This window comes from Winogradskyella algicola (assembly GCF_005869935.1).
GTDB classification, from domain to species: Bacteria; Bacteroidota; Bacteroidia; order Flavobacteriales; family Flavobacteriaceae; genus Winogradskyella; species Winogradskyella algicola.
On record NZ_SZQF01000001.1, the window covers coordinates 863,512 to 888,031 of the forward strand.

General features: G+C 33.9%; 20 protein-coding genes. 15 read left to right on the forward strand and 5 right to left on the reverse strand.

The annotated features are described in order from the left end of the window. Positions 1-4 precede the first annotated feature (4 nt). The 6 genes from FC091_RS03755 (at position 5) to FC091_RS03780 (ending at position 8,164) form a co-directional block, all read left to right on the forward strand. The gene (locus tag FC091_RS03755; protein WP_138432931.1) at positions 5-1,294 is read left to right on the forward strand and encodes a glycosyl hydrolase family 17 protein; all 1,290 of its coding nucleotides are present in this window, start codon (positions 5-7) and stop codon (positions 1,292-1,294) included. Positions 1,295-1,341: 47 nt separating this feature from the next. Beyond that, entirely contained in the window at positions 1,342-2,784 is a 1,443-nt protein-coding gene (locus FC091_RS03760) for a glycoside hydrolase family 30 protein (protein WP_246035789.1), read from the forward strand. 24 nt (positions 2,785-2,808) lie between these two features. Further along, positions 2,809-4,374, forward strand: coding sequence for an MFS transporter (locus FC091_RS03765; RefSeq protein ID WP_138432933.1), 1,566 nt, complete (start codon positions 2,809-2,811; stop codon positions 4,372-4,374). Between the two features lie 20 nt (positions 4,375-4,394). Next, entirely contained in the window at positions 4,395-5,285 is an 891-nt protein-coding gene (locus FC091_RS03770; protein WP_138432934.1) for a glycoside hydrolase family 17 protein, read from the forward strand. Positions 5,286-5,569: 284 nt separating this feature from the next. Next, a complete protein-coding gene (locus FC091_RS15175; protein ID WP_171032448.1) occupies positions 5,570-7,087 on the forward strand; it encodes a T9SS type A sorting domain-containing protein in 1,518 nt (505 codons plus the stop codon). Positions 7,088-7,165: 78 nt separating this feature from the next. Continuing rightward, the gene (locus tag FC091_RS03780) at positions 7,166-8,164 is read left to right on the forward strand and encodes a LacI family DNA-binding transcriptional regulator (RefSeq protein ID WP_138432935.1); all 999 of its coding nucleotides are present in this window, start codon (positions 7,166-7,168) and stop codon (positions 8,162-8,164) included. Positions 8,165-8,226: 62 nt separating this feature from the next. On the opposite strand, the gene FC091_RS03785 is transcribed toward FC091_RS03780, so the two are convergent. Both FC091_RS03785 and FC091_RS03790 read right to left on the reverse strand, forming a co-directional pair. Then, positions 8,227-8,595, reverse strand: coding sequence for a hypothetical protein (locus tag FC091_RS03785; protein ID WP_138432936.1), 369 nt, complete (start codon positions 8,593-8,595; stop codon positions 8,227-8,229). Between the two features lie 94 nt (positions 8,596-8,689). Continuing rightward, positions 8,690-9,931, reverse strand: coding sequence for a 3-deoxy-D-manno-octulosonic acid transferase (locus FC091_RS03790; protein ID WP_138432937.1), 1,242 nt, complete (start codon positions 9,929-9,931; stop codon positions 8,690-8,692). A gap of 127 nt (positions 9,932-10,058) precedes the next feature. Here FC091_RS03790 and FC091_RS03795 point away from each other — a divergent pair, with 127 nt between their 5' ends. The 8 genes from FC091_RS03795 to FC091_RS03830 all read left to right on the forward strand — a co-directional run bounded on the left by FC091_RS03795 (position 10,059) and on the right by FC091_RS03830 (position 21,469). Beyond that, a complete protein-coding gene (locus tag FC091_RS03795; RefSeq protein WP_138432938.1) occupies positions 10,059-11,216 on the forward strand; it encodes a DegT/DnrJ/EryC1/StrS family aminotransferase in 1,158 nt (385 codons plus the stop codon). 3 nt (positions 11,217-11,219) lie between these two features. Beyond that, on the forward strand, positions 11,220-12,239 hold the full coding sequence (gene galE / locus FC091_RS03800) for a UDP-glucose 4-epimerase GalE (protein ID WP_138432939.1): 1,020 nt from the start codon (positions 11,220-11,222) through the stop codon (positions 12,237-12,239). A gap of 11 nt (positions 12,240-12,250) precedes the next feature. After that, positions 12,251-13,528: a metal-dependent hydrolase family protein gene (locus FC091_RS03805; RefSeq protein ID WP_138432940.1), complete on the forward strand. Its 1,278-nt coding sequence runs from the start codon at positions 12,251-12,253 to the stop codon at positions 13,526-13,528. 190 nt (positions 13,529-13,718) lie between these two features. Beyond that, positions 13,719-13,910, forward strand: coding sequence for a hypothetical protein (locus tag FC091_RS03810; protein WP_076620009.1), 192 nt, complete (start codon positions 13,719-13,721; stop codon positions 13,908-13,910). A 167-nt stretch (positions 13,911-14,077) separates the two neighbouring features. After that, positions 14,078-15,598 (forward strand): helix-turn-helix domain-containing protein, encoded by a 1,521-nt coding sequence (locus FC091_RS03815; RefSeq protein ID WP_138432941.1) that lies wholly within the window; start codon positions 14,078-14,080, stop codon positions 15,596-15,598. 456 nt (positions 15,599-16,054) lie between these two features. Further along, on the forward strand, positions 16,055-19,222 hold the full coding sequence (locus FC091_RS03820) for a SusC/RagA family TonB-linked outer membrane protein (protein ID WP_138432942.1): 3,168 nt from the start codon (positions 16,055-16,057) through the stop codon (positions 19,220-19,222). A gap of 10 nt (positions 19,223-19,232) precedes the next feature. Further along, on the forward strand, positions 19,233-20,687 hold the full coding sequence (locus FC091_RS03825) for a RagB/SusD family nutrient uptake outer membrane protein (RefSeq protein WP_171032449.1): 1,455 nt from the start codon (positions 19,233-19,235) through the stop codon (positions 20,685-20,687). 17 nt (positions 20,688-20,704) lie between these two features. Beyond that, a complete protein-coding gene (locus FC091_RS03830) occupies positions 20,705-21,469 on the forward strand; it encodes a hypothetical protein (protein WP_138432944.1) in 765 nt (254 codons plus the stop codon). A gap of 81 nt (positions 21,470-21,550) precedes the next feature. On the opposite strand, the gene lspA is transcribed toward FC091_RS03830, so the two are convergent. From lspA to FC091_RS03845, 3 genes are read right to left on the reverse strand one after another with little or no spacing between them, the layout of a single operon-like run. After that, positions 21,551-22,051 carry a signal peptidase II gene (gene lspA, locus FC091_RS03835; RefSeq protein WP_138432945.1) on the reverse strand — a complete coding sequence of 167 codons (501 nt, stop codon included), beginning with the start codon at positions 22,049-22,051 and terminating at the stop codon, positions 21,551-21,553. An 11-nt stretch (positions 22,052-22,062) separates the two neighbouring features. Beyond that, a complete protein-coding gene (fabD, locus tag FC091_RS03840) occupies positions 22,063-22,956 on the reverse strand; it encodes an ACP S-malonyltransferase (RefSeq protein WP_138432946.1) in 894 nt (297 codons plus the stop codon). Positions 22,957-22,991: 35 nt separating this feature from the next. After that, the gene (locus FC091_RS03845) at positions 22,992-23,924 is read right to left on the reverse strand and encodes a dihydrofolate reductase (protein WP_138432947.1); all 933 of its coding nucleotides are present in this window, start codon (positions 23,922-23,924) and stop codon (positions 22,992-22,994) included. 286 nt (positions 23,925-24,210) lie between these two features. Here FC091_RS03845 and FC091_RS03850 point away from each other — a divergent pair, with 286 nt between their 5' ends. Beyond that, the gene (locus tag FC091_RS03850) at positions 24,211-24,507 is read left to right on the forward strand and encodes an isoamylase early set domain-containing protein (RefSeq protein WP_138432948.1); all 297 of its coding nucleotides are present in this window, start codon (positions 24,211-24,213) and stop codon (positions 24,505-24,507) included. Positions 24,508-24,520 lie beyond the last annotated feature (13 nt).

Sequence of the window (24,520 nt, forward strand, 5' to 3'; positions counted from 1 at the left end):
AATCATGAAAAAAAGAAAAATAATAGTATGTGTTTTATCTATAATATTCATGATGTCTTGTAAAAATGAAAAGAAAGAAGAGTCTTTAACTCAAATTAAAAAAGAAGTGACAGCAAAAGATATATTAGGAAATCCAGAGTATTTGGCTATTTCTTATGGAGGCTACAGAGAAAAGACCAGAGATAGCCAACCTACAATTGCAGAATTAAAAGAAGATTTAAAAATTCTATCTGCAATGGGTGTTAAGTTGCTCAGAACATATAATGTTCAGCCAAAATTACCTCATGCATCAAATGTTTTAAAGGCTATTTCAGAATTAAAAACTGAAGATGAAAATTTTGAGATGTACGTTATGCTTGGTGCTTGGATCGACTGTTTAAACGCATGGACAGGTAAAGAGCCAAATCATAATATAGAAAGTCCAAATAATGCTGGTGAAATTAAAAGAGCTGTGGCACTGGCAAATCAATATCCAGACATTGTGAAAATAATAGCTGTTGGCAATGAGGCTATGGTAAAATGGGCAACATCTTATTACGTTCAGCCAGAAGTGATCTTAAAATGGGTAAAACATCTTCAGGATCTAAAAAAACAAGAAAAATTACCTAAAGACCTTTGGATAACAAGCTCAGATGATTTTGCATCTTGGGGAGGCGGTGAAGATAAATATCATGTAGAGGATTTAAATGAATTGATAAAGACAGTAGATTTTATCTCTATGCATACCTATCCTTATCACAATACCCACTATAACCCAGAGTTTTGGGGAGTACCAGAAGCACATACTAATATGCCAGATACAACTAAAATAGAAATGGCTATGGAGCGTGCTTTAAAATTTGCTCAAAAGCAATACGACAGTGTTACCAACTACATGAAAAGCTTAGGTGTAAATAAACCAATTCATATAGGTGAGACAGGTTGGGCTACAACATCTACAGGACATTATGGTCCTAATGGTTCAAAAGCAACAGACGAATATAAACAAGGTTTGTATTATAAATTAATGCGAAGATGGACCAAAAGCGCTGGTATATCTTGTTTTTATTTTGAAGCTTTTAATGAGCAATGGAAAGATGCCCACAACCCAAATGGATCAGAAAATCATTTTGGATTATTTACAATAGACGGAAAAGCCAAATATCCAATTTGGGATTTAGTTGACAAGGGAATTTTTGATGGATTAACAAGGAATGGTAATACCATAACTAAGACTTACAATGGCGATAAGAAAGCACTTTTTAAAGATGTTTTAGTGCCGCCATCTGAAGAAGAAATAATGGCAAATAGGTAACAATGAAAGCGTTAAGAATTAGTGTTTATTGTCTTTTAATAGTAGCTATGAGTTGTAATACCCAACCAGAAGAGTTAAAAGTTGAGATTTTCGAAACTTCGGCAAGTGGAAACCAATTAACTAAAGTTGAGCCTTTGGCTGTAGATGAGGAAGTTGATGCCTTACCAGTAATAAGAATTCTGCCAAACCAAAAATTTCAAACTATTACAGGTTTTGGTGGAGCGTTTACAGAATCGTCAGCCTATTTGCTCAATAAATTAAGTAAAAAAAATAGAGATCTTATTTTAAAAGCTTATTTCAGTGAAGAAGGTGCAAACTATTCATTGTGTAGAACACATATGAACTCTTGTGATTTTTCGCTAGATCATTATTCTTACACACCAACAGAAGATAAAGAATTAAAAGACTTCTCTGTAAAAGAAGATATGGCTGACTTAATTCCAATGATTAAAGATGCTCAAGCGATTTCAAAAGATGGGTTTAAATTGTTTGCTTCACCATGGACAGCACCACCATGGATGAAAGACAATAAAGAATGGGTAGGTGGTAAGTTATTGCCAGAGTATTACCCAAGTTGGGCATTGTTCTTTTCAAAATATATAGAAGCCTATAAAGACCAAGGTATAGAGCTTTGGGGTTTTACTGTAGAAAATGAGCCTCACGGCAACGGGAACAATTGGGAAAGTATGCACTTTACACCAGAAGAAATGACTGATTTTGTTCAGCATCATTTGGGACCAAAATTGGAAGCTGATGGCTATGGTGATAAAATCATTTTAGGTTACGATCAGAATAGAGCAGGAATAAAAGAATGGGTAGATGTAATGTATGCAACCGAAGAGTCTTCAAAATATTACGATGGTACAGCAATACATTGGTATGAAAGCACTTATGAGGTATTTCCAGAAGATCTTCAATATGCCCACAATAAAGCACCAGATAAATATCTTATAGAAACCGAAGGTTGTATAGATGATGAAGTGCCTGTTTGGAAAGACGATGCTTGGTATTGGAAAAAAGAAGCGACAGATTGGGGCTGGAAATGGGCACCTGAAAAAGATAAGTATTTACACCCTAAATATGCACCAGCCAATCGCTATGCAAGAGATATTATAGGTTGCCTTAACAATTGGGTAGATGGTTGGGTAGATTGGAATATGGTTCTAAACAAGCAAGGTGGCCCAAATTGGTTTAAAAACTGGTGTATTGCTCCAGTAATTGTAGATGAGGTAAATGATGAGGTATACTTTACGCCATTGTACTACATAATGACTCATTTTAGTAAATACATAAGGCCAGAAGCTAAGGTTTTAGGTATAGATAAAACGGATAATGACATTATGGCCACAGCAGTAGAAAATCCTGATGGCTCTACAGTTCTTGTAGTATTTAATGAAGGGAAGGAAGCTAGGAAATTTCAATTATGGCTCAATGGCAAAAGAACTACCATAAGTATAAACGGACAGGCTATTCAAACTATAGTAATGTAGAATAATTAACAAACGCATAAGATTATGGCAGAAGTTAAAACAGCATCTAGAAATAAAGTACCATTAGGACAAAAAGCAGCTTTTGGTGCTGGTCATTTCATATTAAATATACTGCCAGGAACTTTAGGGGTTTTTATTCAATTCTTCTTACTCACAGCTTGGGGAGTTGACCCGTTATGGGCAGGGCTTTTGGGAGGTTTGCCAAGAATTTTCGATTCCATTACTGATCCAATAATGGGCTTTATATCAGACAATACAAAATCTAGATGGGGAAGACGAAGACCATACATTTTTATTGGAGCTATCATCAGTGGAATTTTATTCTTTTTAATGTGGCAATTAGATGATAATGCATCACAGAGTTATATTATTTGGCATGTTATGGTATTGCAATTGTTATTTCTTATAGGAAATACAATGTTTGCAACGCCACTTGTGGGTTTAGGTTATGAAATGACATCAGACTATAACGAGCGTACAAGGTTAATGGCATTTTCTAATACAATGGGTCAAATTGCATGGATGATTGTTCCTTGGTTATACGTAATAATACCAGATACAGATACTTTTAATACCCAAACAGAAGGGGTCCGAACAATGGCTCTTATTGTAGGTATAATGTGTGCTGTATTTGGAATTTTACCAGCATTATTTTGTAAAGGAATAGATTCTTCTCACATGGAAAACCGAAAAGAAATCAATTTCAAAACTTTAGCAACTAATATGAAAGAGCTCATTGCTGGGATTGTGCAAGTTTCAAAAAACAAGCCATTTATGAAACTATGTGGTGCAACTTTTTTGGTGTTTAATGGGTTTCAATTAGTTGCTGCATTTGGTGTGTTCATTATAGTGTTTTACATATATAATGGAAGTTATGAATTGGCAGGTACTTGGCCAGCTTGGTTCAATACTATAAATGCTATGATAACAGCATTTATAGTTATTCCTATTATTTCAAGAATGGCTAATAAATGGGGAAAGAAAAATGCGTTTATTATTTCTACAGTACTCTCAATCATTGGTTACATCTTAAAATGGTGGGGATTTGACAAGGATTTGAATAGTCAGTTTGGGCAAACAAGTTTGGGTAAAAGTCTAAATTCTGGCATTGGATCAGTATTTGAATCATTAAATCCTGTATTAGAAAATATTGGTATGTCATGGTTTAGTATAGAACCAGGAAGTGAAATTCCTTGGTTAATTTTTGTCCCAATTCCATTATTTGCATTTGGTATGGGAGGTTTATTTACATTAATGATGAGTATGACGGCAGATGTTTGTGATCTCGATGAATTAGAAAACGGAATGCCAAGAAAAGAAGGAACGTTTGGTGCTATATATTGGTTGATGGTTAAGATAGGACAATCCATTGCCCTAGTTTTGGGTGGAGTTATACTGAGCATCGTAGGTTTTGATCCTAATGCTACAGAACAGTCTATTGAGACTATGAATAACCTTAGGATAGCAGATATCATTGTGCCTTCAGTCACAGCTGCACTTGCAATTGTTGTTATGTGGAAGTATAGTTTAACAGAAGAGCGAGCAAGAGAAATTAAAGCTGAGCTTGTTGAGCGTAGAGGCGAATTATAAAACTTATAAGAAAGAAGAACATGTCTTTAAGAAAAGAGAAATTTTTAGCGTTGGCATCTATTGATTATGAAGGAATGTCAATTGAAGACTTAAGAAAATTGTTTCGAAAAACCCTAAAATCTGGTATGCATGGTTTGTGTTCTAGTCCTTATGAAGAAGGTCAGGAGCCTGGAGATCAACTAACGGAAAGCCAAATACGTCGCCGCCTAGAAATAATGAAACCATACACTAAGTGGATACGATCGTTCTCATGTACAGAAGGTAATGAGCTTATCCCTAAAATAGCAAAAGAAATGGGAATGAAGACTCTGGTTGGCGCATGGCTTAGTGATGATGCTGAGATAAACAAAAACGAAATAGAGAGATTAATAAAGTTATGCAGAGAAAGAGTTGTTGATATTGCAGCAGTTGGTAACGAGGTAATGTATAGAGGAGATTTAACAGAAGAAGAATTGTTGAACAAAATTTACCATGTTAAGAATGCTTTAAAGGACACAGAAATTCCTATAGGTTATGTAGATGCCTATTACGAGTTTCAAGAAAGACCAGCTATCACAGATGCATGTGATATTATTCTTGCAAATTGCTATCCGTTTTGGGAAGGGTGTGATTTAGATTACTCTTTACTGTACATGAAAGATATGTACCAAAAAGCGCTGAGAGCAGGAAACGGTAAAAAAGTTATAATAACAGAGACAGGATGGCCTAGTGAAGGTACAAATCTACAAGGTGCATTTCCATCTGAAGAAAATGCAATTAAGTATTTCATCAACACACAAAAATGGTCTAAAGAAGAAGGAATTGAAATATTTTATTTCTCATCCTTTGATGAATCTTGGAAAGTTGGAGGTGAAGGTGATGTTGGTGCTTTTTGGGGTATTTGGGACAAAAATGAAAAACTCAAGTACTAAATTTTGTTTTGTAAACTTTGATTATTGGTAAAAGTATACACAACATTACCACTACAATTAGAAAAATATCATTGAGCAGAAATGGCTTGAGTAATATGTAAGCCCAATAATTACGGTGATTTCAGGCGTGTAAGTATTTGTTTACTAAATCGTTTTCGTTGTATGATTTTTGTAAAGGTAAGATTTACAAATATTCAATTTTAAAACAATAATTTTAAAGAATTGGCAATTTAAATTGTTGAAAATTACTATAAACCAATAAATAATTAAAATAAATAACGATTATGAAAAAAATTACTTTACTAGTATTTCTATTGAGTAGTGCATTGACTTTTGGTCAATCGTTACCTGTAGATTTTGAAGATGGTACAACCGTACCACAATTCCAATTTGGTAATCTAGGATTTGGTAATGTTGTAAATCCCGACCAATCCGGAATAAATACCTCTACACGAGTATTAGAAGTTAACAAACCAGACAGTGCAGATTGGTTTGCTGGTTTTGGTTTTGAGACACCAGGTTTGCCATTAATTAACTTAGCAAATGGTACTGCATTTACAATGAAAGTATGGGCACCAATTGCAGGTCAGAGTATTAGATTTCAAATACAAAACGGGTTAAATTCTGAGCCTACTTACAACAGAGATATCGTAATTAATACTGCTATGACATGGGTTGAAGTGACTTTTGACTTTTCTACACAACCAGGTTTAACAGGTATGGAGCAGTATCCAGTGTTGGTAATCCAGCCAAATTATGATCCTTCATGTGAAGGAGCCGGATGTTCTACAGTTGGTACAGGTAACGGTGGTATATGGTACATTGATGACATTGTCCAGGTTGGAGCACCAGCACCTACATGTACAGACGGTATTCAAAATGGTCAGGAGACTGGTGTTGATTGTGGTGGCCCTGATTGTCCTGCTTGCCCTCCGTCATGTACTGATGGCATCCAAAATGGAATGGAAACAGGTGTAGACTGTGGTGGTCCCGATTGTCCTGCTTGTCCAGCCCCAGATCCAACTGATGGCCCAAACAACAATGGTTCATCTGGAATAGATTTTTATATTTACAGTGAATTAAGCGGAAACCCAAATTCATCTGATTTCACCAATTTTAATTTAGTAGACTTTGCTGGTAGTGTAACAATATCACAACCAGACTTAAATGGCGATACTGTAATTAGAGCTGATAATATTGATTTCTTTGGAAGCGGTTTTGGAGAAGCTTTTAATGCAACCGGAACGTACAGCTTTGTTCATTTAAATTATTATGCAACTTCATCGACGGCTTGGAATTTCTCATTGGTAGATCAGTCTTTAAGTGCTACGATTTGTTGTGGTAACCCAGAAGAACCATTCTACAGATTTGGAGTTGATGAGCCTTTACAAACAGGACAATGGGTAAGCGTATTCATTCCTTTATCACACTACGCCAATTTCCCTGCATTAGTTAGCGGAACTTGGGATGGTACAGACCTTATCCAAACATTGGTAACTGGAAATGGAACAGTATTTATAGATAATATCTTCTTTAGTACTACAAATACTTTAGGAAATGAGGAATTCGCAAATATTGAATTTAAAATATATCCAAACCCTACAAATGATAACTGGACTTTGGTTTCAAATAGTGTTGTTACTGAAGTTCACATACATGATATCTTAGGAAAAGAAGTTTTAACCGTAAATCCAAACGAAGCTGTTAGTTCTATTGATGCAACAAACCTTAATAAAGGGGTTTACTTTGCAACCATTACAACGGATGATGGTTCTAATACAGTCAAGTTGATCAAAAATTAATTACGATTCTAATTAATAGAAAGAAGAAAGAGCGTATTTTTACAATACGCTCTTTTTTATTTAACTAAAAGATAATCTATGACTACACTAAAAGAATTAGCAAAACTCTTAAATATCTCAGTATCCACAGTTTCAAAAGCACTTAATGATAGCCATGAGATTAGTGAGAATACTAAAAGGCGTGTTAATGAGTTGGCCGATAAGCTCAATTATAAACCTAATCGCATAGCTCAACAATTAAAGAGTAATAAAACAAAAACTATAGGCGTAATTTTACCAACGGTTACAAACCCTTTTTTTGCTGAAGTGTTACATGGTATAGAGACAAACGCAACAAAAAACAAGTATGACATTATTGTGTGTTTGTCTGATGAATCATTATCAAAAGAGGAGCGTAGTTTAGAATTATTATCTAATGGCAGTGTGGATGGGTTTATTATTGCAGTTGCTAGAGAAAGTCAAGTTGAAGAGCAAACACAGCATATATCTAGAGCTATTCAGAATAAAATACCAGTTTTGATGTTCGATAGGGTTGTTAATGAAATATCATGTGATAAAGTGGTGGTAGATGATTTTCAGTCTGTATATGAAGCGACTCAGTATTTAATCCATGAAGAAAAAAGAAAACATATTTTATTGGTTAGTAATATTGAAGAACTTAGCGTAGGAAAGTTAAGAATAAAAGGGTATCAGAAAGCAATTGAGGAAGCCAATCTAAAATCTAAAATCTTAAAACTAAGTAAGGTTGATGATGTTGAAGAGTACATACATAAATGTCTTCACGATACTCCTGAGATAGATGCTATCGTGTCGATTGACCATATTACAGGGATTATAGCAATTAATATGGCTAAGAAAACAGGTAAGACAGTTCCTGAAGATTTATCTGTTATTGGTTTTGGTTACGAACATACACAGTTATTGTCTAGTCCAAAGATTTCAATAATACATCAAAAAGCTTATGAGATAGGTGAGATGTCTGTAAAATTACTAATTGATAATTTAAAATCAGACAGTCACAAATTGAAGACTATAGTGGTGCCAAGTGAACTTAAACTCGGTGAGTCAACTAAATAATTACAAAATAAAAAAGGCCTGAAATATGTATCAGACCTTTTTTATTTTTTATAAGGATTTTCCTAGTTTCCTTTCATTTTGTCAGCTGCATCTTTACCAGCTTCCTTCACTTTATCTACTGCGTCATTTGCAGCATCTTCAGCATCTTTAGCCATTTCTTCAGCACCATCTTTAACGCTATCTACAGCATCATTTGCAGCGTCCTTAGCGTCATCCATTGCGTCACTTGCAGCATCAGCAGCATCGTCAGCAGCATCTTTAATGCTATCAACCGCATCATTTGCAGCGTCTTTAGCATCTTCCATAGCTTCATCTGCTTTATCAGCAGCGTTTTCAACCGCATCTTCTGTCTTTTCTTTAGTTTCTCTACAAGAGTTTAATGATAAGCCTAAAAATGCAACCAAGGCTAAACTTAATACAACTTTTTTCATTTTAATAGTTTTAGTGTTAATTGTTGTTAATGCACTAATTTAACAAAATATGCGAAACTTTAACAAAATTTCAACATTTATTAATTGTGCGACCTTATGATATACGTATGTAATCGAGTATTTGGATGACTGCTCCTGTATTTTTTTTAACATACTTTTTATTAACCTGTCCTTGCTTCTCTCTTAGTGATGAATTAGAGATTAAAGCATCTAATGTAGATTTAAATTCAGTTGAGTTTGAGACAGAAGTAACGCCATCAAGTTCAATAAGTGCTATAGCCTCAGGGAATTTATTGTAGTTTTTACCGATTATAATTGGTGAGCCAAATACCGCAGGTTCTAAAATATTGTGTAAGCCAGTTGTGCCGGCTGCACCACCAACATATACAATGTCTGCATAACTATAAACTCTACTTAGATAACCAATGGTGTCTAAAATGAAAACATTATAACTTAATAGTTTTTTTTCGTTAGATAATTCAGAAAAACAAATCGATTTGCTCTTTATTTGAGATTTAAGGGATTCGATATATCCAGATTTTATATTGTGTGGAGCGATTACAACTTTAATGTCGTTAAAATCTAGTTGATTAATATAGTCCATGTAAAGCTTGTCATCTTCAGGCCAAGTGCTACCAAAAACAATACATAAGTTATCTTGCTTAAATTTTTCAATAAAGTCTACGGAGTTGTCAATTTTTAATTGATTACTAACACGATCAAATCTTGTATCTCCAGATACTGAAACGTTTTTGTAGTTAATACGTTCTAGAAGGATTTTTGAATCCTCATTCTGAGTAAAAATATGGTTAAAAGCAAATAGAGCAGAGGTCATAAAATTACCATACCATTTAAAGAAAGCTTGGTTTTTTCTAAAGATTGCCGAAATAAGAATAGCTCTATGATTTCTCTTTTTTAGTTCTAGTAAAAAGTTTGGCCAAATCTCATATTTTACAAAAATTGTATAATTAGGTTTTACAATATCTAAAAAACGTTTGGCATTTTTTTTAGTGTCTAAAGGCAAGTAAACAACAATATCAGCAATTTTTGAGTTCTTTCTTACTTCATAGCCAGAAGGTGAAAAAAATGAAAGCACCACCTTAAAGTCTGGATGTTTTTTTACTAATTGTTCAAAAACAGGCAGACCTTGTTCGTATTCACCAAGAGAAGCACAGTGAAACCAAAATGTTTTATCATTATCGGTTATAGAAGATTTTAAGTTTTTAAAAGTTTCTTTTCTGCCATCTACACCTTGCTTTAGTTTAGAGTTAAATAGGGCAAGAAGTTTTATGACTAAACCTGCAAAATGAATTACTGTTGTATAGAGTAGTCTCAATAATTTAGATTTGTGCTAAAATACATTTCTTTCAATTAATTGCATTGGCTTAGCGGTTACAATTTTGTATTTTCGCCTATAGCATTATTAAAAATGCATTTCAGAATTTATTATAATCCTTCACGGAATGAGAAAAATACAAATGGTTGACCTTCAGAGTCAATATGCAAAAATAAAAAACGTTGTAGACCCTTCAATTCAAGAAATTTTAGAAAGTGCAGCATTCATAAATGGACCAAAGGTTCATCAATTTCAAGAGAACTTAGAAAACTATCTTGGTGTAAAACATGTTATTCCATGTGCCAACGGTACAGATGCATTACAGATTGCCATGATGGGTTTAGGTCTTAAACCAGGTGATGAAGTAATTACAGCAGATTTTACATTTGCAGCAACAGTTGAGGTTATTGCATTGTTGCAGTTAACACCTGTTTTGGTAGATGTAGATCCTGTAACTTTTAATATTGACGTAAATGCAATAGAGAAGGCAATTACACCAAAAACCAAAGCTATTGTGCCTGTACATTTGTTTGGTTTAGCCGCAGATATGGATGCTATTATGGCTTTGGCAGAAAAGCATAATCTGTATGTTATTGAAGATAATGCACAAGGAATTGGTGCCAACTATACACATAAAGATGGTTCAAAAACCAAAACGGGAGCTATTGGTCATGTTGCGTCAACGTCTTTCTTTCCGTCTAAAAATTTAGGTTGCTATGGAGATGGTGGTGCTATTTTTACTAATGATGATGATTTAGCTCACACTATAAGAGGTATTGTAAACCATGGTATGTACAAGCGTTATCATCATGATGTGGTTGGTGTAAATTCTAGATTAGATTCTATACAAGCAGCAGTTTTAGATGCAAAATTACCACACTTAGATAGTTATAACGAAGCAAGACGAAATGCGGCAAGAAAGTACACTGAAGCATTTAAAGATCATCCTAAAATCACAACACCATCAGGTAGAACAACTTGCGATGGTATTTGTGATACTTGCGATTGTCATGTGTTTCATCAATATACATTAAATCTAAAAGATGTAGATAGAGATGCTTTAGTTGCACATTTACAAGAGCATAATATACCTTGTGGAGTGTATTATCCAATTCCGCTTCACCTCCAGAAAGCTTACAAAGATGAACGTTACAAAGAAGACGATTTTGAAGTGACAAATCAGCTTGTTAAATCAGTGATTTCATTACCAATGCATACGGAATTGGATGACGAGCAAATTGAGTTTATCACAGCAACTGTTCTTAATTTTATAAACGAAAACTAAAGGATGAAAGTATTAGTAACAGGTGGCTTAGGTTTTATAGGTTCTCATACAGTTGTTGAACTTCAAAATAAAGGTTTTGAGGTTATAATTATAGATAATTTAAGCAATTCTTCTATAGATGTTTTAGACGGTATTACTGCCATAACAGGTATAAAACCGCATTTTGAGAAAATAGATCTTAAAGAAAAGATTGACGTTGTACAATTTTTTGAAAAACATAAAGATATCGTTGGTGTTATTCATTTCGCGGCTAGCAAAGCAGTTGGTGAGAGTGTAAAAGAGCCCTTAATGTATTACGAAAATAATATTGGGACACTTGTTTATATGTTGCAAGAAGTTTCAAAATTAGATAAGCAAAACTTTATTTTTAGTTCATCATGTACTGTTTACGGTCAGGCGGATGAACTACCTATTACTGAAAATGCGCCAATAAAACCTGCAGAATCTCCTTATGGTAATACAAAACAAATTGGCGAAGAAATCATCAGAGATACGTGTAAAATAAATGATAAACTAAATAGTATAGCTTTAAGATATTTTAATCCCATAGGTGCGCATCCATCTGCAGAGATTGGAGAATTACCAATTGGTGTGCCACAAAATTTAGTGCCATATATAACGCAAACAGGTATTGGTATGCGCGAGCAATTATCAGTTTTTGGTGGCGATTATGAAACACCAGATGGTACGTGTATTAGAGACTATATTCACGTCGTAGATTTAGCAAAAGCCCATGTTGTAGCTTTACAACGTTTGCTGGAAGAAAAAAATCTTTCAAATTACGAAGTCTTTAATCTAGGAACTGGAAAAGGAAGTTCCGTCTTAGAAGCGATTCAGTCTTTTGATAGGGTTTCAGGTAAAAGCTTAAAATATCAAATTGTTGGTAGAAGAGAAGGAGATATTACAGCGGCTTATGCAGACACAACAAAGGCTAATGATGTTTTAGGTTGGAAAACAGAACTCACTTTAGATGATGCTATGGCTTCAGCTTGGAAGTGGGAACAGAAAATAAGAAATACCTAAAACCAACAACTATGAAAACGCTACTCAGTATTTTAACATTTGTATTTGCAACTGTTTTAACAGCGCAAAACACTTATCTGCATTGTGGAAAATTAATAGATACTGAGTCTGGTAAAGTACTTACTGAGCAAACAATTATAGTTTCAGGGAATAAAATTGTTTCGGTTAATAAGGGTTATCTAAATCTAGAAAACACTGAAGATACTGTTGTAGATTTAAAATCTAAAACGGTGATGCCAGGCCTTATAGATATGCATGTACATATTGAAAGTGAAACCAACCCTAAATCATATCTTGAAGGTTACACATTAAATGATGCAGATGTTGCTTTTAATTCTGTACAGTATGCAGAAGTTACTCTAATGAATGGCTTTACAACTGTGAGAGATTTAGGAGGTACAGGTGTTAATGTGTCTTTAAGAAATGCAATAAACACAGGAAAAGTAAAAGGACCGAGAATTTTTACAGCAGAAAAAGCTCTGGCTACCACTGGTGGTCATGCAGATCCAACAAATGGCGCAAGTAGAGATTTAATGGGTAATCCTGGCCCTAAAGAAGGGGTAGTCAATGGTGTTGACGATGCCAAAAAAGCAGTAAGGCAACGTTATAAAAACGGTGCAGACCTTATAAAAATAACAGCAACAGGAGGTGTGCTAAGTGTTGCAAAAAGCGGTCAGAATCCACAATTTACAGTTGAAGAAATAAAAGCCATCTGTGAAACAGCTAAAGATTACGGATTTCATGTGGCAGCCCATGCTCATGGTGATGAAGGTATGCAACGTGCCATTTTGGGTGGTGTAAAAACTATAGAGCACGGTACTCTTATGAGCTCTGAAACCATGGAGCTTATGAAAAAGCATGATGTTTACTTAGTTCCGACCATTACAGCAGGTAAATTTGTATCTGATAAAGCTAAAATATCAGGCTATTATCCAGAAGTTGTTGTACCCAAAGCACTAAATATTGGTCCAAAAATTCAAGATATGTTTGGCCGAGCTTATAAAGCTGGTGTTGGTATTGCTTTTGGAACAGATGCTGCAGTTTTTTACCATGGAGAAAACGGAAAGGAATTTGGTTATATGGTAGAAGCAGGAATGCCACCTATCGAAACCATTCAAAGTGGCACAATTACCAATGCAATGATTCTTAAAATGGAAGAACAGCTTGGTCAAATAAAAGCAGGGTTTTTAGCAGATATTATTGCTGTAAATGATGATCCTACAAAAAATATTTCTACAATGGAAAATGTTGTATTTGTAATGAAAGAAGGGGTTATTTACAAAAACTAGTCAAACGCACTTTATTTTTTAATTATTGATTTTTTAATGTTGTATAATATTAGTTAAGAATGTATTAATGATTTTAATACTTGGTTTTCAATATGATAATCTAAAATAAGCTTAACTAGGATTTAACATTAATTTCTTGGGATTGCCTTTTAGTCTTTGTTGTTTTGTGTCTAATGATAATTGGATTATAATGAAATTGATAAGCATAAAAAGAGAAACAAAACAAGAAGGAAGATTCTCTAAAAAAATGGGTGTACTGTCCACAAAAGTCACTTACATAAAAAAACAATTCTTAAGTATTCCTTACAAAACCCTTCATAAATACCGCGAAACTTACTACGGAGAGGTTAAAGATTGTGAAGACTGTCAATTAGCGCGATAGTTAGTATTTTACATTTTTTTATTAATTTTTCATGTCTTAGGAAAGGTAAACTTTTATCGGATTTTACACTTTTTTTACCTATTTAAGAAATTTTTAAGAACTTATTACGACTGATAACTATAACTTTAAAAGTAACTACGAAGTTATAATCAACTAAATTCTAAAAAATGGTTTTTCTAAGGCATATATTTCTATTGCTTGCCTTGCTCTTGTTTTCTTATAAGAGTTATGCCATCTCGTATGTTAATACAGATTCTAAAATCAATGTAGAATCACTTTCTAATAAAGGTCTCGATAGTATACTTCAAATCCAAAAAGAAAAGGATTCAATAGAGCGTACAGATTTAATCAAAATAAATGAAACGCTTCTGTCGAATAACACTAACGACTCTATCGCAGTTACTAAGACTTTAGCAATATTATATTCTGAAAACAATAATGCAGATAAAGCTTCTAAGCACTTAAAAAAATACATTAAGGATACCCAAGATTTATCTATAATTAACGACCATGTGTTTTCGGATATCAAGGATACAGAATCTTACAGCCAATTAAATAAAGCTTACAAGCCTAATTTTAATTTTTTAGCAGTAATACACGCATTAACTTTTATAGTAATCATACTTTTTGCTAAACGAAATTTAGATAAAACTTCAGTATGGTTAATTGGTTCTTTTATTTTATTTCATTCTTTTTTTATGTTGCACGTTAGTTTGTTTGCATCTAATTACAACCTAATGTTCCCACATTCATTTTACATATCTACACCATTTTCCTTCTTATATGGACCTCTGCTTTATTTTTATTTTAAAAGGGTAGTGGAAAATTATAAAATATCTATAAAAGATTCAGTACACTTAATACCTACAGTATTACTAATATTTTGGTTAATGCCTTACTATAGCTTAAGTGCTACAGAAAAATTCAACTTATTAATGGATAATACTGAATCTGTTAATCTAGGTAGAAAAGCATTAGTTGTAATTAAATCACTCTCATTAAGTCTTTATGCCATTGGAATATATTTTGTTTACAGAAATAAAAAGAAAAATGTTAGAGACCGTAATTCGGAAATAAAAAGCAGGGCCTTATGGGAACGAAGTATTATGATAATCTTTGTTTGTTATGCTTTTGCGTACTTGCTACATGGTGCTGTAGTTGTTAGATTAGTAGATTACATGCCTTTTACGTATTTAAAATCTGTGTTTATGATTGCCATGATTTTTTATATGGCACTAATGTCTGGATTAAGACCAGAAATTATTATGAATGCTAATATTAATGTTGTTGGAATAAATAAACTACCAATTAAATACGAAAAATCTAATCTTACAGAAAGTCTTTCAAATGAATTGAAAGATAAATTGGTTGAGTTATTAACTCATCAAAAAGTATACAAAGACAATAGTATTAGCTTAGAATCACTTTCCGAGATGTTGGAAACTACTCGGCATAATGCATCACAGGTTATTAATGAACACTTTGATATGAGTTTTTACGACCTAATCAACCAATACAGAATACTAGAGGCTGTTGATATTTTCGATGAAGACAAAAAACAAAATCTAAATATTATAGAAGTAGCATATGAAGTGGGTTATAATAATAAAGTAACTTTCAATAAAGCCTTTAAGAAGCATATGAATCAAACACCTTCTACCTATATCAGATCACTAAGCTTAGCTTAAAAATCTTCTTTCTTAACGTATCTAAATGCTTATTTTACTCTATGTTATTTACTTTTCTTTAATTACTTGTCATTCTTAAATCAGCACCCTGAAAAATGACATTTTTTTAAGATTAAGTTCTATTCTGTGACAATACTTTCCTTGTGCCTTACCTTCAACGAATAAAATCTATTCCAAAGCCTAGCAAATTTAGCTTTTTTAAAAGGTAAATGAGAAGTAATTATTTATCGGCATAGGTAAAGTCTTATAATTTTTACCTCAAATTTGATGTCTTGTTGGTTGTTTTACTTACGCAATTGCAAAGGGAGGCAGTTGAAGCCTTACTTTTTATGAAATAACCATGTTAACTTTAATTTCATCAATCAAAGTAATTATTTTGAATTAGTCTTTAAAATTACTTCGCTGCCGACCTTTCTTATTGCAACAAACTGAGTGTATAATCTAAAATGAAATTTTATGAAAGTAAAAAATTATGCTTTGGTTCTGTTGTATTTATTTTTTGGATCTCAAATGGTTTTAGCCCAAGAAAAAACAATCACCGGAACCGTCACAACTGAATCAGATGGAATGCCTTTGCCAGGCGCTAATGTGATTGTAAAAAATACCTCTAGAGGAGTGCAATCAGATTTCGATGGTAAGTTTTCCATTCGTGCAACACAGGGAGATATTTTAGTAGTTTCTTATGTGGGAATGGAAACTGCTGAAGTAATTGTTGGAGATGCCAATGTTTATGATGTTGCCTTAAAAGAAGGAAACGCTTTAGATGAAGTAGTTGTTGTAGCCTATGGTACACAGAAAAGAGAAGCTATTGTTGGTTCTGTAGCTGTTGTTAAATCTGAGGTTATAGAAAATCAACAAGTAACCTCACCATTACGAGCCTTGCAAGGAACAGTAGCTGGTATTAACTTGATTACTCCCGGAGGTCAACCTGGTAATAATCCTAATTTTGTTATTAGAGGTTTTGGTAGTTTTAATGGCGCTAATAGTCCGCTTATTGTTATAGATGGAGCACCTTTTACAGGTAATTTAAACACCATAAGTCAAGATCAGATAGAATCTATTTCCGTGTTAAAAGATGCATCTTCAGCTTCACTTTACGGATCTAGAGCTGCAAATGGGGTAGTTTTAATTACTACTAAAAGAGGTAAGCGAAACACAAAAACAAATGTTAGAGTTAGGACCCAATATGGTATTTCCAATCCTGCGGTTGGTATACATGATGTTGTAGGTTCTGAAGACTATTTAAGATTAATGTGGCAAGCGCTTAGAAACGATAATTTATATAACCAAGGGCAATTGCCTGCTGAAGCAGCAAGTAATGCCTCAAATGCTCTAATACCTACTTTAGGTTATAATCCTTATAGCGTTTCTAACCCAATTGGTACCGATGGAAATTTAGTAAGTGGAGCTAATCTGCTTTGGGAAACTGATTGGCAAGATGCTGTACTAAGAGAAGATGTGCCAAGAGTAAACCATAACATTAATATTTCTGGTGGTACAGAAAACACAAACTACTTTTTCTCAGTAGATTATTTAAGTGAGGATGGACCAGTGATTAAATCAGATTTTGAGAGAATTGCATCAAGAGTAGGGCTAGATACTCAGGTAAATGATTGGTTAAAACTCGGAATTACTAGTGGTTACTCCAGGTCGTATTCTAATAATCCAGATCAAACATCTGGTAGTACTACACAAGCCATATCTTGGATTTATAGTGTTAATGGTATCTATCCACTCTACGTTAGAGATGCAGATGGAAATCTTATTTTAGATGATAGTGGTAATAGAATATACGATCTTGGTAATGGTAATGGAAGACCAGTTGGTCAGCCAGTAAACTTTAATAGACCAACAAATCAAGGTGAGAATATTTTAGCATCCATTCTATTAGGAACTGAGCAACGTATAAGAACTAACTTCTTAGGCTCCGCTTATGCTGAGGTGAATTTTCTTAAAAACTTCACATTTAGATCTACTTTAAACTATGAAAACTTTGTTTTTGATAGTCACAGTTTTGATGACGATGAAATTGGTTCTGCATCAGCAGTAGGCGGTAGAGTAAGTAAGGCCAGAAATGTAACTACAGGTTTAAATGCTATCCAAGCGCTTAACTATAAGACCTCTATAGCTGATGTGCATAATATTTCTGTAGATGCTATTTATGAAGCTAATACTACAACTTCAGATACATTTAGTGCTTCTGCTACAGGCTTTTTACCTGGTCAGGAAGAGTTGGGTAATGGTACTATAGCAGAAACGTTTGGTGGTTTTAGAACTGAAAGACGAATTGTAAGCATGTTAGGACGTTTAGCATACAATTATGATAATAGATATTTTATTGAAGGTTCTATAAGACAAGATAAATCTTCTCAGTTTAATACAGAATATAACACGGGTGAATTTTTCTCTGTAGGTGCCTCTTGGAATGTTACTAATGAAGCTTTTATGGAAAAAGCAGATTGGCTTAACAATCTTAAATTAAGAGCATCTTATGGTGAATTAGGAAATATTAGTATTCCTGGTGGTTTCTTCCCTACAAGCTTTTTGTTTGGTGGTGCTAATTTTGGTGGTGTTGTCATTTCACCAGTAGAAGGTCAACCGTCTAATTTACCAGCAGGTACATTGCCAGATCCAGCATTACAATGGGAAACATCAACAAACCTTAACTTAGGTATGGACTTTACTATTTTTAATGGAGCACTTAGTGGTACTGTAGAGTACTTCAAAAGACGTAGTGAAGATTTAATTCAGGATATTACTGCAACACCTTCGCCGGGAGTTCCTGTGGTTAGAGCTAATGCAGGTATTATAGAAAACTCTGGATGGGAAGTAACTTTAAACAGTGATATCTTTAATAAGAAAGATTTTAGCTGGAGTGTAGGTGGTAATTTTTCAGTATTGAAGAATGAAATTATTCAAATTTCACCATTCACAGATCGTCAAGTTCAAGGTACTAAACTTTGGGCACCAGGAAACTCTTTATTCGAGTTTTATATTAGAGAATGGGCAGGCGTTAATCCTGCAAATGGAGATGCGCTTTGGTACCAAGATATAGTTGATACCGAAGGTAATGTTACTGGTAGAACGGTAACTAATGATTATGACCAAGCAACACGTTACGAAACCGGAAAAGAATCTCTTCCTGATATCCAAGGTGGTTTCAACACAAGTTTAAGATATAAGCAATTTGATCTTAGTGCGTTGTTCAATTTTAGCTTGGGAGCTTATCTGTTAGATACAGATTATTCTGGCTTAGTAAATAATTTTGATGCTATTGGTGCGTCAGCGCATCCAGATAACTTTAATGCATGGTCACAACCAGGAGATATAACGGATTTTCCTAGGCTAACTACATCTAACAACAACTTCAATTCACAATCCACAAGATGGTTGTTCAAGAATGATTATTTACGTCTTAAGAGTATTACCGTTGGTTATAATTTACCACAAGATGCTTTAGAAGATATAGGGTTAACCTCAGTGAGAGTGTATTTTCAGGGAGATAATTTATTAACATGGCAATCGCATGGTGGTATAGATCCAGAACAAGCTTTTAATGGGTTAACAGCAAACCGATCACCATTACAAAGAACATTTACGTTTGGGACATTAATTCAATTTTAAAAATAGTATGATGAAAAATAAAAATAATAAACTTAGAGTGCTATTGCCATTTATTGCTTTGGTCTTAGCTAGTATGATGTTGTCTTGTGAAAAAGATTATGTTGAAGAACCTTCGGACACTACAGGTGTTACAGATGAATTAATTTTCTCGTCTAGAGAGAATGCACAGACTTTTGTTAATGGCATCTTAGCTAATTACAAAGGGCAATATAGAGGAAACCCTGATGAAGGAGGGTTGTACTCTATGTATTTTGCAAGGGCTGTAAAGGGAAATGATATTATTCAAGATTTTAGTTTTTATACATTTGACTATGGTCACGAAAATAGAGAACCTAACTTTAGACGAACTAATTTTACATGGGATTTCAATTACGAGAATATAAACTTTGCAAATACATTAATATTTGGTGTTAATAATAGTGATGGATTAAGTGAAGAGGAGAAGCGAGAATTTGTTGCAAAAGGTAAATTTTTTAGAGGGTTTCACTTATTTGAACTCGCTTTAGAGTTTGCTCCAAACTATAATAATGACAGAAGTTTAGAGAGAATTCCAATCTACACTACACCAACATCCTTAGAAACTGTAGGTGGTAATCCGCCTGCACCAATGAATGAGGTTTATGGTCAAATTATTCAAGATTTAGAAGATGCAGTAGCTGATTTACCGGATAACAGATTAGGTAAAAGCTTTATTAATAAAGCTGTTGCTCAAGCAGTTTTAGCGAGAGTATATGCTGTAACTCAAGATGATTGGCAGAGAGTTTCGGAGTTGGCTAGAAGCGCATATGGTGGTAATGCAAGCCAAGCAGTACAGTCATCAAATTGGGGATCAGGATTTAGTGACATGCAAGACCAAGAGTGGCTTTGGGCTATGTTTCAAAACGGATCTGACGAAACTAACTTTTTTTGGGGACATGCAGCACCTATGATGGATCATTTTACCTTAAGCTACAATGCATCATATATAGATCCTGAATTTGCAGCAGAATTTTCATCAACAGATGTTAGAAATACCTTTGTTGATCTTTATGGAGTATCTGCTACGACACCATGGAGAGAATTTGTGTCTACAAAGTATGCCTTTACTTTTGCATCTGATATACCAATTATAAGAAAGTCTGAAATGGTACTTTTTGATGCTGAAGCCCAGTATCACTTAGGTAATATTCCAGAAGCTAGGAATCTTCTGTTTGCACTGCAGTCTGCAAGAGATCCTAATGCTACAATAACCACCAATTCTGGTCAGGCGCTATTAAATGAGATTTTGTTAGAACGAAAAAAAGAATTTTATGGTGAGTTTGGTCCGCAGTGGTTTGATGCAAAGCGTTACAATCTTCCAATAACTAGAAATGATATTCACAGAATATCTATAGATGTGCCAGCAGATAGTAATTTGTTCTTCTTGAAAATCCCAGAAGATGAGATGGATTTAAACGAGAATTATGCAGGCTTCAATAATATTTAATTTAAAAAAGATATAACATGAAAAAAATTTTATATACAGCTTTGGTTTTGTGTATCTTCATTTTTGTTGCTTGTGATAACGAAATTGATGCTGATGCAACAAGCGCTTCAGATTATGAATTTATAAGTTTTCAAGATGATGTTCTAAGTTTTGAGTTAAACCAAAGCGGAACTTCAGCTAGAACGATAACGGTTTACAATTCAAGAAAATCATCTTCTGATAAGATCTATAATTTAGAGGTTTTACCCATAGAATTTAATGATGGGCAAGGTACAACCATAAGCTCAGATTTTTATTTTGTGCCGAGTTCTGTTACAATTCCTGCTAATGCTTCCTCAGCTCAATTCGATGTTTCCATTACTGATAATGGTTTTGGTAGTGGTGATAGATTGGTGTTGGGATTTGCAGATGATAATACGGCCTTAAATCCACATCCTTTGCGTATGGATATTATTATTGTTTGCCCTGTAAATGAGCTCATTTTAGATATCACTTTTGATAACTATGCCGAAGAAACAAGTTGGGAGTTGTATTCAGATGTAAGTACTAATCCTACACTAATAGCATCGGGTAGTGGTTATGATGACCTAGATGATCAATCTATACAAGAACGTCTTTGTATAGATAATGGTGATTTTGGTTTTGTAATTTACGATGCTTATTCAGACGGTATATGCTGTAGTTTCGGTCAGGGAAGTTATTCATTAACTGTAAATGGTGAGATTATACACCAAGGTGGATCATTTGGTGCTAATGAGGTAACAACGTTTTCATTACCCTAAGTAATTGAGTTTATAATACTAACTAAATCAAAAAAGACCCTTCATAAGAAAGGGTCTTTTTGTTTTAATCTACAATCAAAGTTATGATTTGGTTTTGGGGATATTCTTTTTACTATTAAAAACACCACTGAAAAGTAACATTATCATACCTGTAGTTACAGAAATATCTGCAAAGTTAAAAATACCGGTTTTAAAAACACCACCTAAGTCTATAAAAAAGAAGTCGGTGACTTTGCCAAATACAATTCTATCAAAGACATTGGCAATACCACCACCAATAATGCAACAAAAAGCAATAAGGCTTAAGCGATCTAATTCCTTTGTTTTAATAATGTAGTAAATAACATATCCTAAAACTATAGTTGGTAATATTAATAAAAAGATAGTTCTTAAAGTGGGATTCATATCACTACCCATACCAAGAAAAGCACCCTTGTTATATACATTGGTAAGGATAAATTTATCACCAATTAATTCTATGACTTCTCTAAGTTCAATATTAGCCCTAACATAGACTTTTGAGATTTGGTCTATAGCAATATTAAAAGCTATGAGGAGCACAATAAAAATGTTTCTATTCAAAACAGAAGATGTTAAGCGTTAGTTTCAAAAGTAGCAGAAGATGTCTCGGCTTCTCTGTTAATTTTCTTTACCAATCCTTGTAAAACTTTACCAGGACCAACTTCTGTAAAGTGCGTAGCACCATCTGCTATCATTTGTTGTACAGATTGTGTCCAAAGTACAGGTGCAGTTAATTGAGAGATTAAATTAGCTTTTATTTCATTTTCATCTGTTATGGCAGAAGCAGTTACATTTTGATAAATTGGGCAATTAGGTCTGCTAAAGGTTGTGTTTTCTATAGCTGCAGCTAATTCTTCACGAGCAGGTTCCATCATTGGTGAATGGAATGCACCACCAACAGGCAATACTAATGCACGTCTTGCGCCTTCTTCTTTAAGAGCTTCACAAGCTTTATTTACAGCTTCAACTTCACCAGAAATAACTAATTGACCAGGACAATTATAATTAGCAGCTACAACAACACCTTCTGTCATTGCGCATATTTTCTCAACCACATCATCATCTAGACCTAAAACTGCTGCCATTGTGCTTGGTTGTATTTCACATGCTTTTTGCATCGCTTGAGCACGTTGAGAGACCAGTTTTAAACCATCCTCAAAAGTTAAAGCACCTGCAGCTACTAATGCAGAGAACTCTCCAAGTGAGTGACCTGCGACCATATCTGGTTTAAAGTTATCTCCTAAAGTTTTTGCTAAAATTACAGAGTGTAAAAATATAGCGGGTTGTGTAACCTTGGTTTGTTTTAGATCTTCAGCAGAACCTTCAAACATAATGTCAGTAATAGAGAAACCAAGGATATCATTTGCTTTTTCAAAAAGCTCTTGTGCTAAAGGTGAGTTTTCATAAAGGTCTAATCCCATTCCTGAAAACTGAGCACCTTGACCTGGAAATACGTATGCATTCATGTGACTAATTTTTAGTGCTGCAAAAATAGGAATATTTATTGTCTCTCATAAGTAATAAAAGAAAATGCATAGTTATGGTCCTTATCAGCATCATGAGTTTCTCTGCTAATTTCTTTCCAGATTTTAGAATCTACTTCTGGGAAATAGGTGTCTGCACCATCAAACGTTGCGTGTACACGAGTTAGTTCTAGTTTATCAGCTATGTTTATGGATTGTTTGTAGATTTCACCTCCACCTATAATAAAGGGTTGATTGTCTTTTCTTGCTGCGTCAAGAGCATCTTCAAGATTATTTACAATAATGACTCCTTCAGGTGCTTTGTAGTTGTTTTGTCTTGTGATAACAATGTGTGTACGGTTTGGCAGTGGTTTTGGGAAACTTTCAAAAGTTTTGCGTCCCATAATGATATGGTGACCAGAGGTCAGTTTTTTAAATCGTTTTAAGTCGTTACTAAGATGCCAAATTAGGTCGTTGTTTTTGCCTATTGCATTGTCCTCACCAGCAGCTACAATGATGGTTAACTCATTGGAGTTTTTTTTTTCTTCAGGTTTAGTTTCTGGATGCGTTTCATTATAGGCTTGTGATTGCGCAATTTTACGCTCTTCTTTTAGAAAGCCCTCTTTTAACTTATCAATACGGTTTTGCTGTTGGCTCACAAGCTTGTCTAATTGTTGTTTTTCCCAATCCTTGCCCATAAACTTATTGGTGATAAAAACATTTACAAAGTGATATACAAATAAGAACAACCAAATAAGTATGGCATATACAAACCAATTAATACCAGCTATAGTAAAATCTTTACCAATACCAAGAACTGTATTTGCTAGAATTAAGAAAACGGCACCAATAAGAAATACAACAAAATGGATGTATAAACGCTTTTTTTGTCTTATACGTTTTTGTGCGTATTCAATGAGTTCTAATTGGTCTTTATCTATTGTTGAAACTTGTTTTTTCTTTCCAAACATAAGTCTAAAATTATCCGATAAAGATACTTCTTTTTCACTAAAACGATATCGCAATCACTATGGAATTTATTTATGCCGTGTTCGCAAACGATATCGTTGATTATCAGGTGGTAAGGGGTGTTTTTTTTATTATTGATATTACAGATTTTGCCATAAATAATTATAGAGTTTATCAAAAAGTAAAGGCTATTTTATTAAATTGATAATTCTTTCATTTAAAGTGAGTTAAACCGTTCCCTCTGGTTTTTTCTTTTATATTTTTGAGGCATTATTTAAAACTATAATTATGGCAATTAAAAAGCAGTATTTAAAAAGTAAGCCAGTTTGTAAGGTAACATTTTCTGTTCCTGCAGAGGAGGCAAAAAGTGTAGCAGTTGTTGGAAGCTTTAACGAGTGGAATACTGAAGCTACAGAATTAAAGAAATTAAAGAACGGTACATTTAAGGGTACTGTAGATTTAGAGAGTGATAACTCTTATGAGTTTAGATACGTTGTAGACGGTAATTACGTTAATGATGAGCAAGCAGATGCATATGCTTGGAATGACTATGCAGGTGCTGAGAATGGCGTATTAAATTTATAATATTCCTTTATAA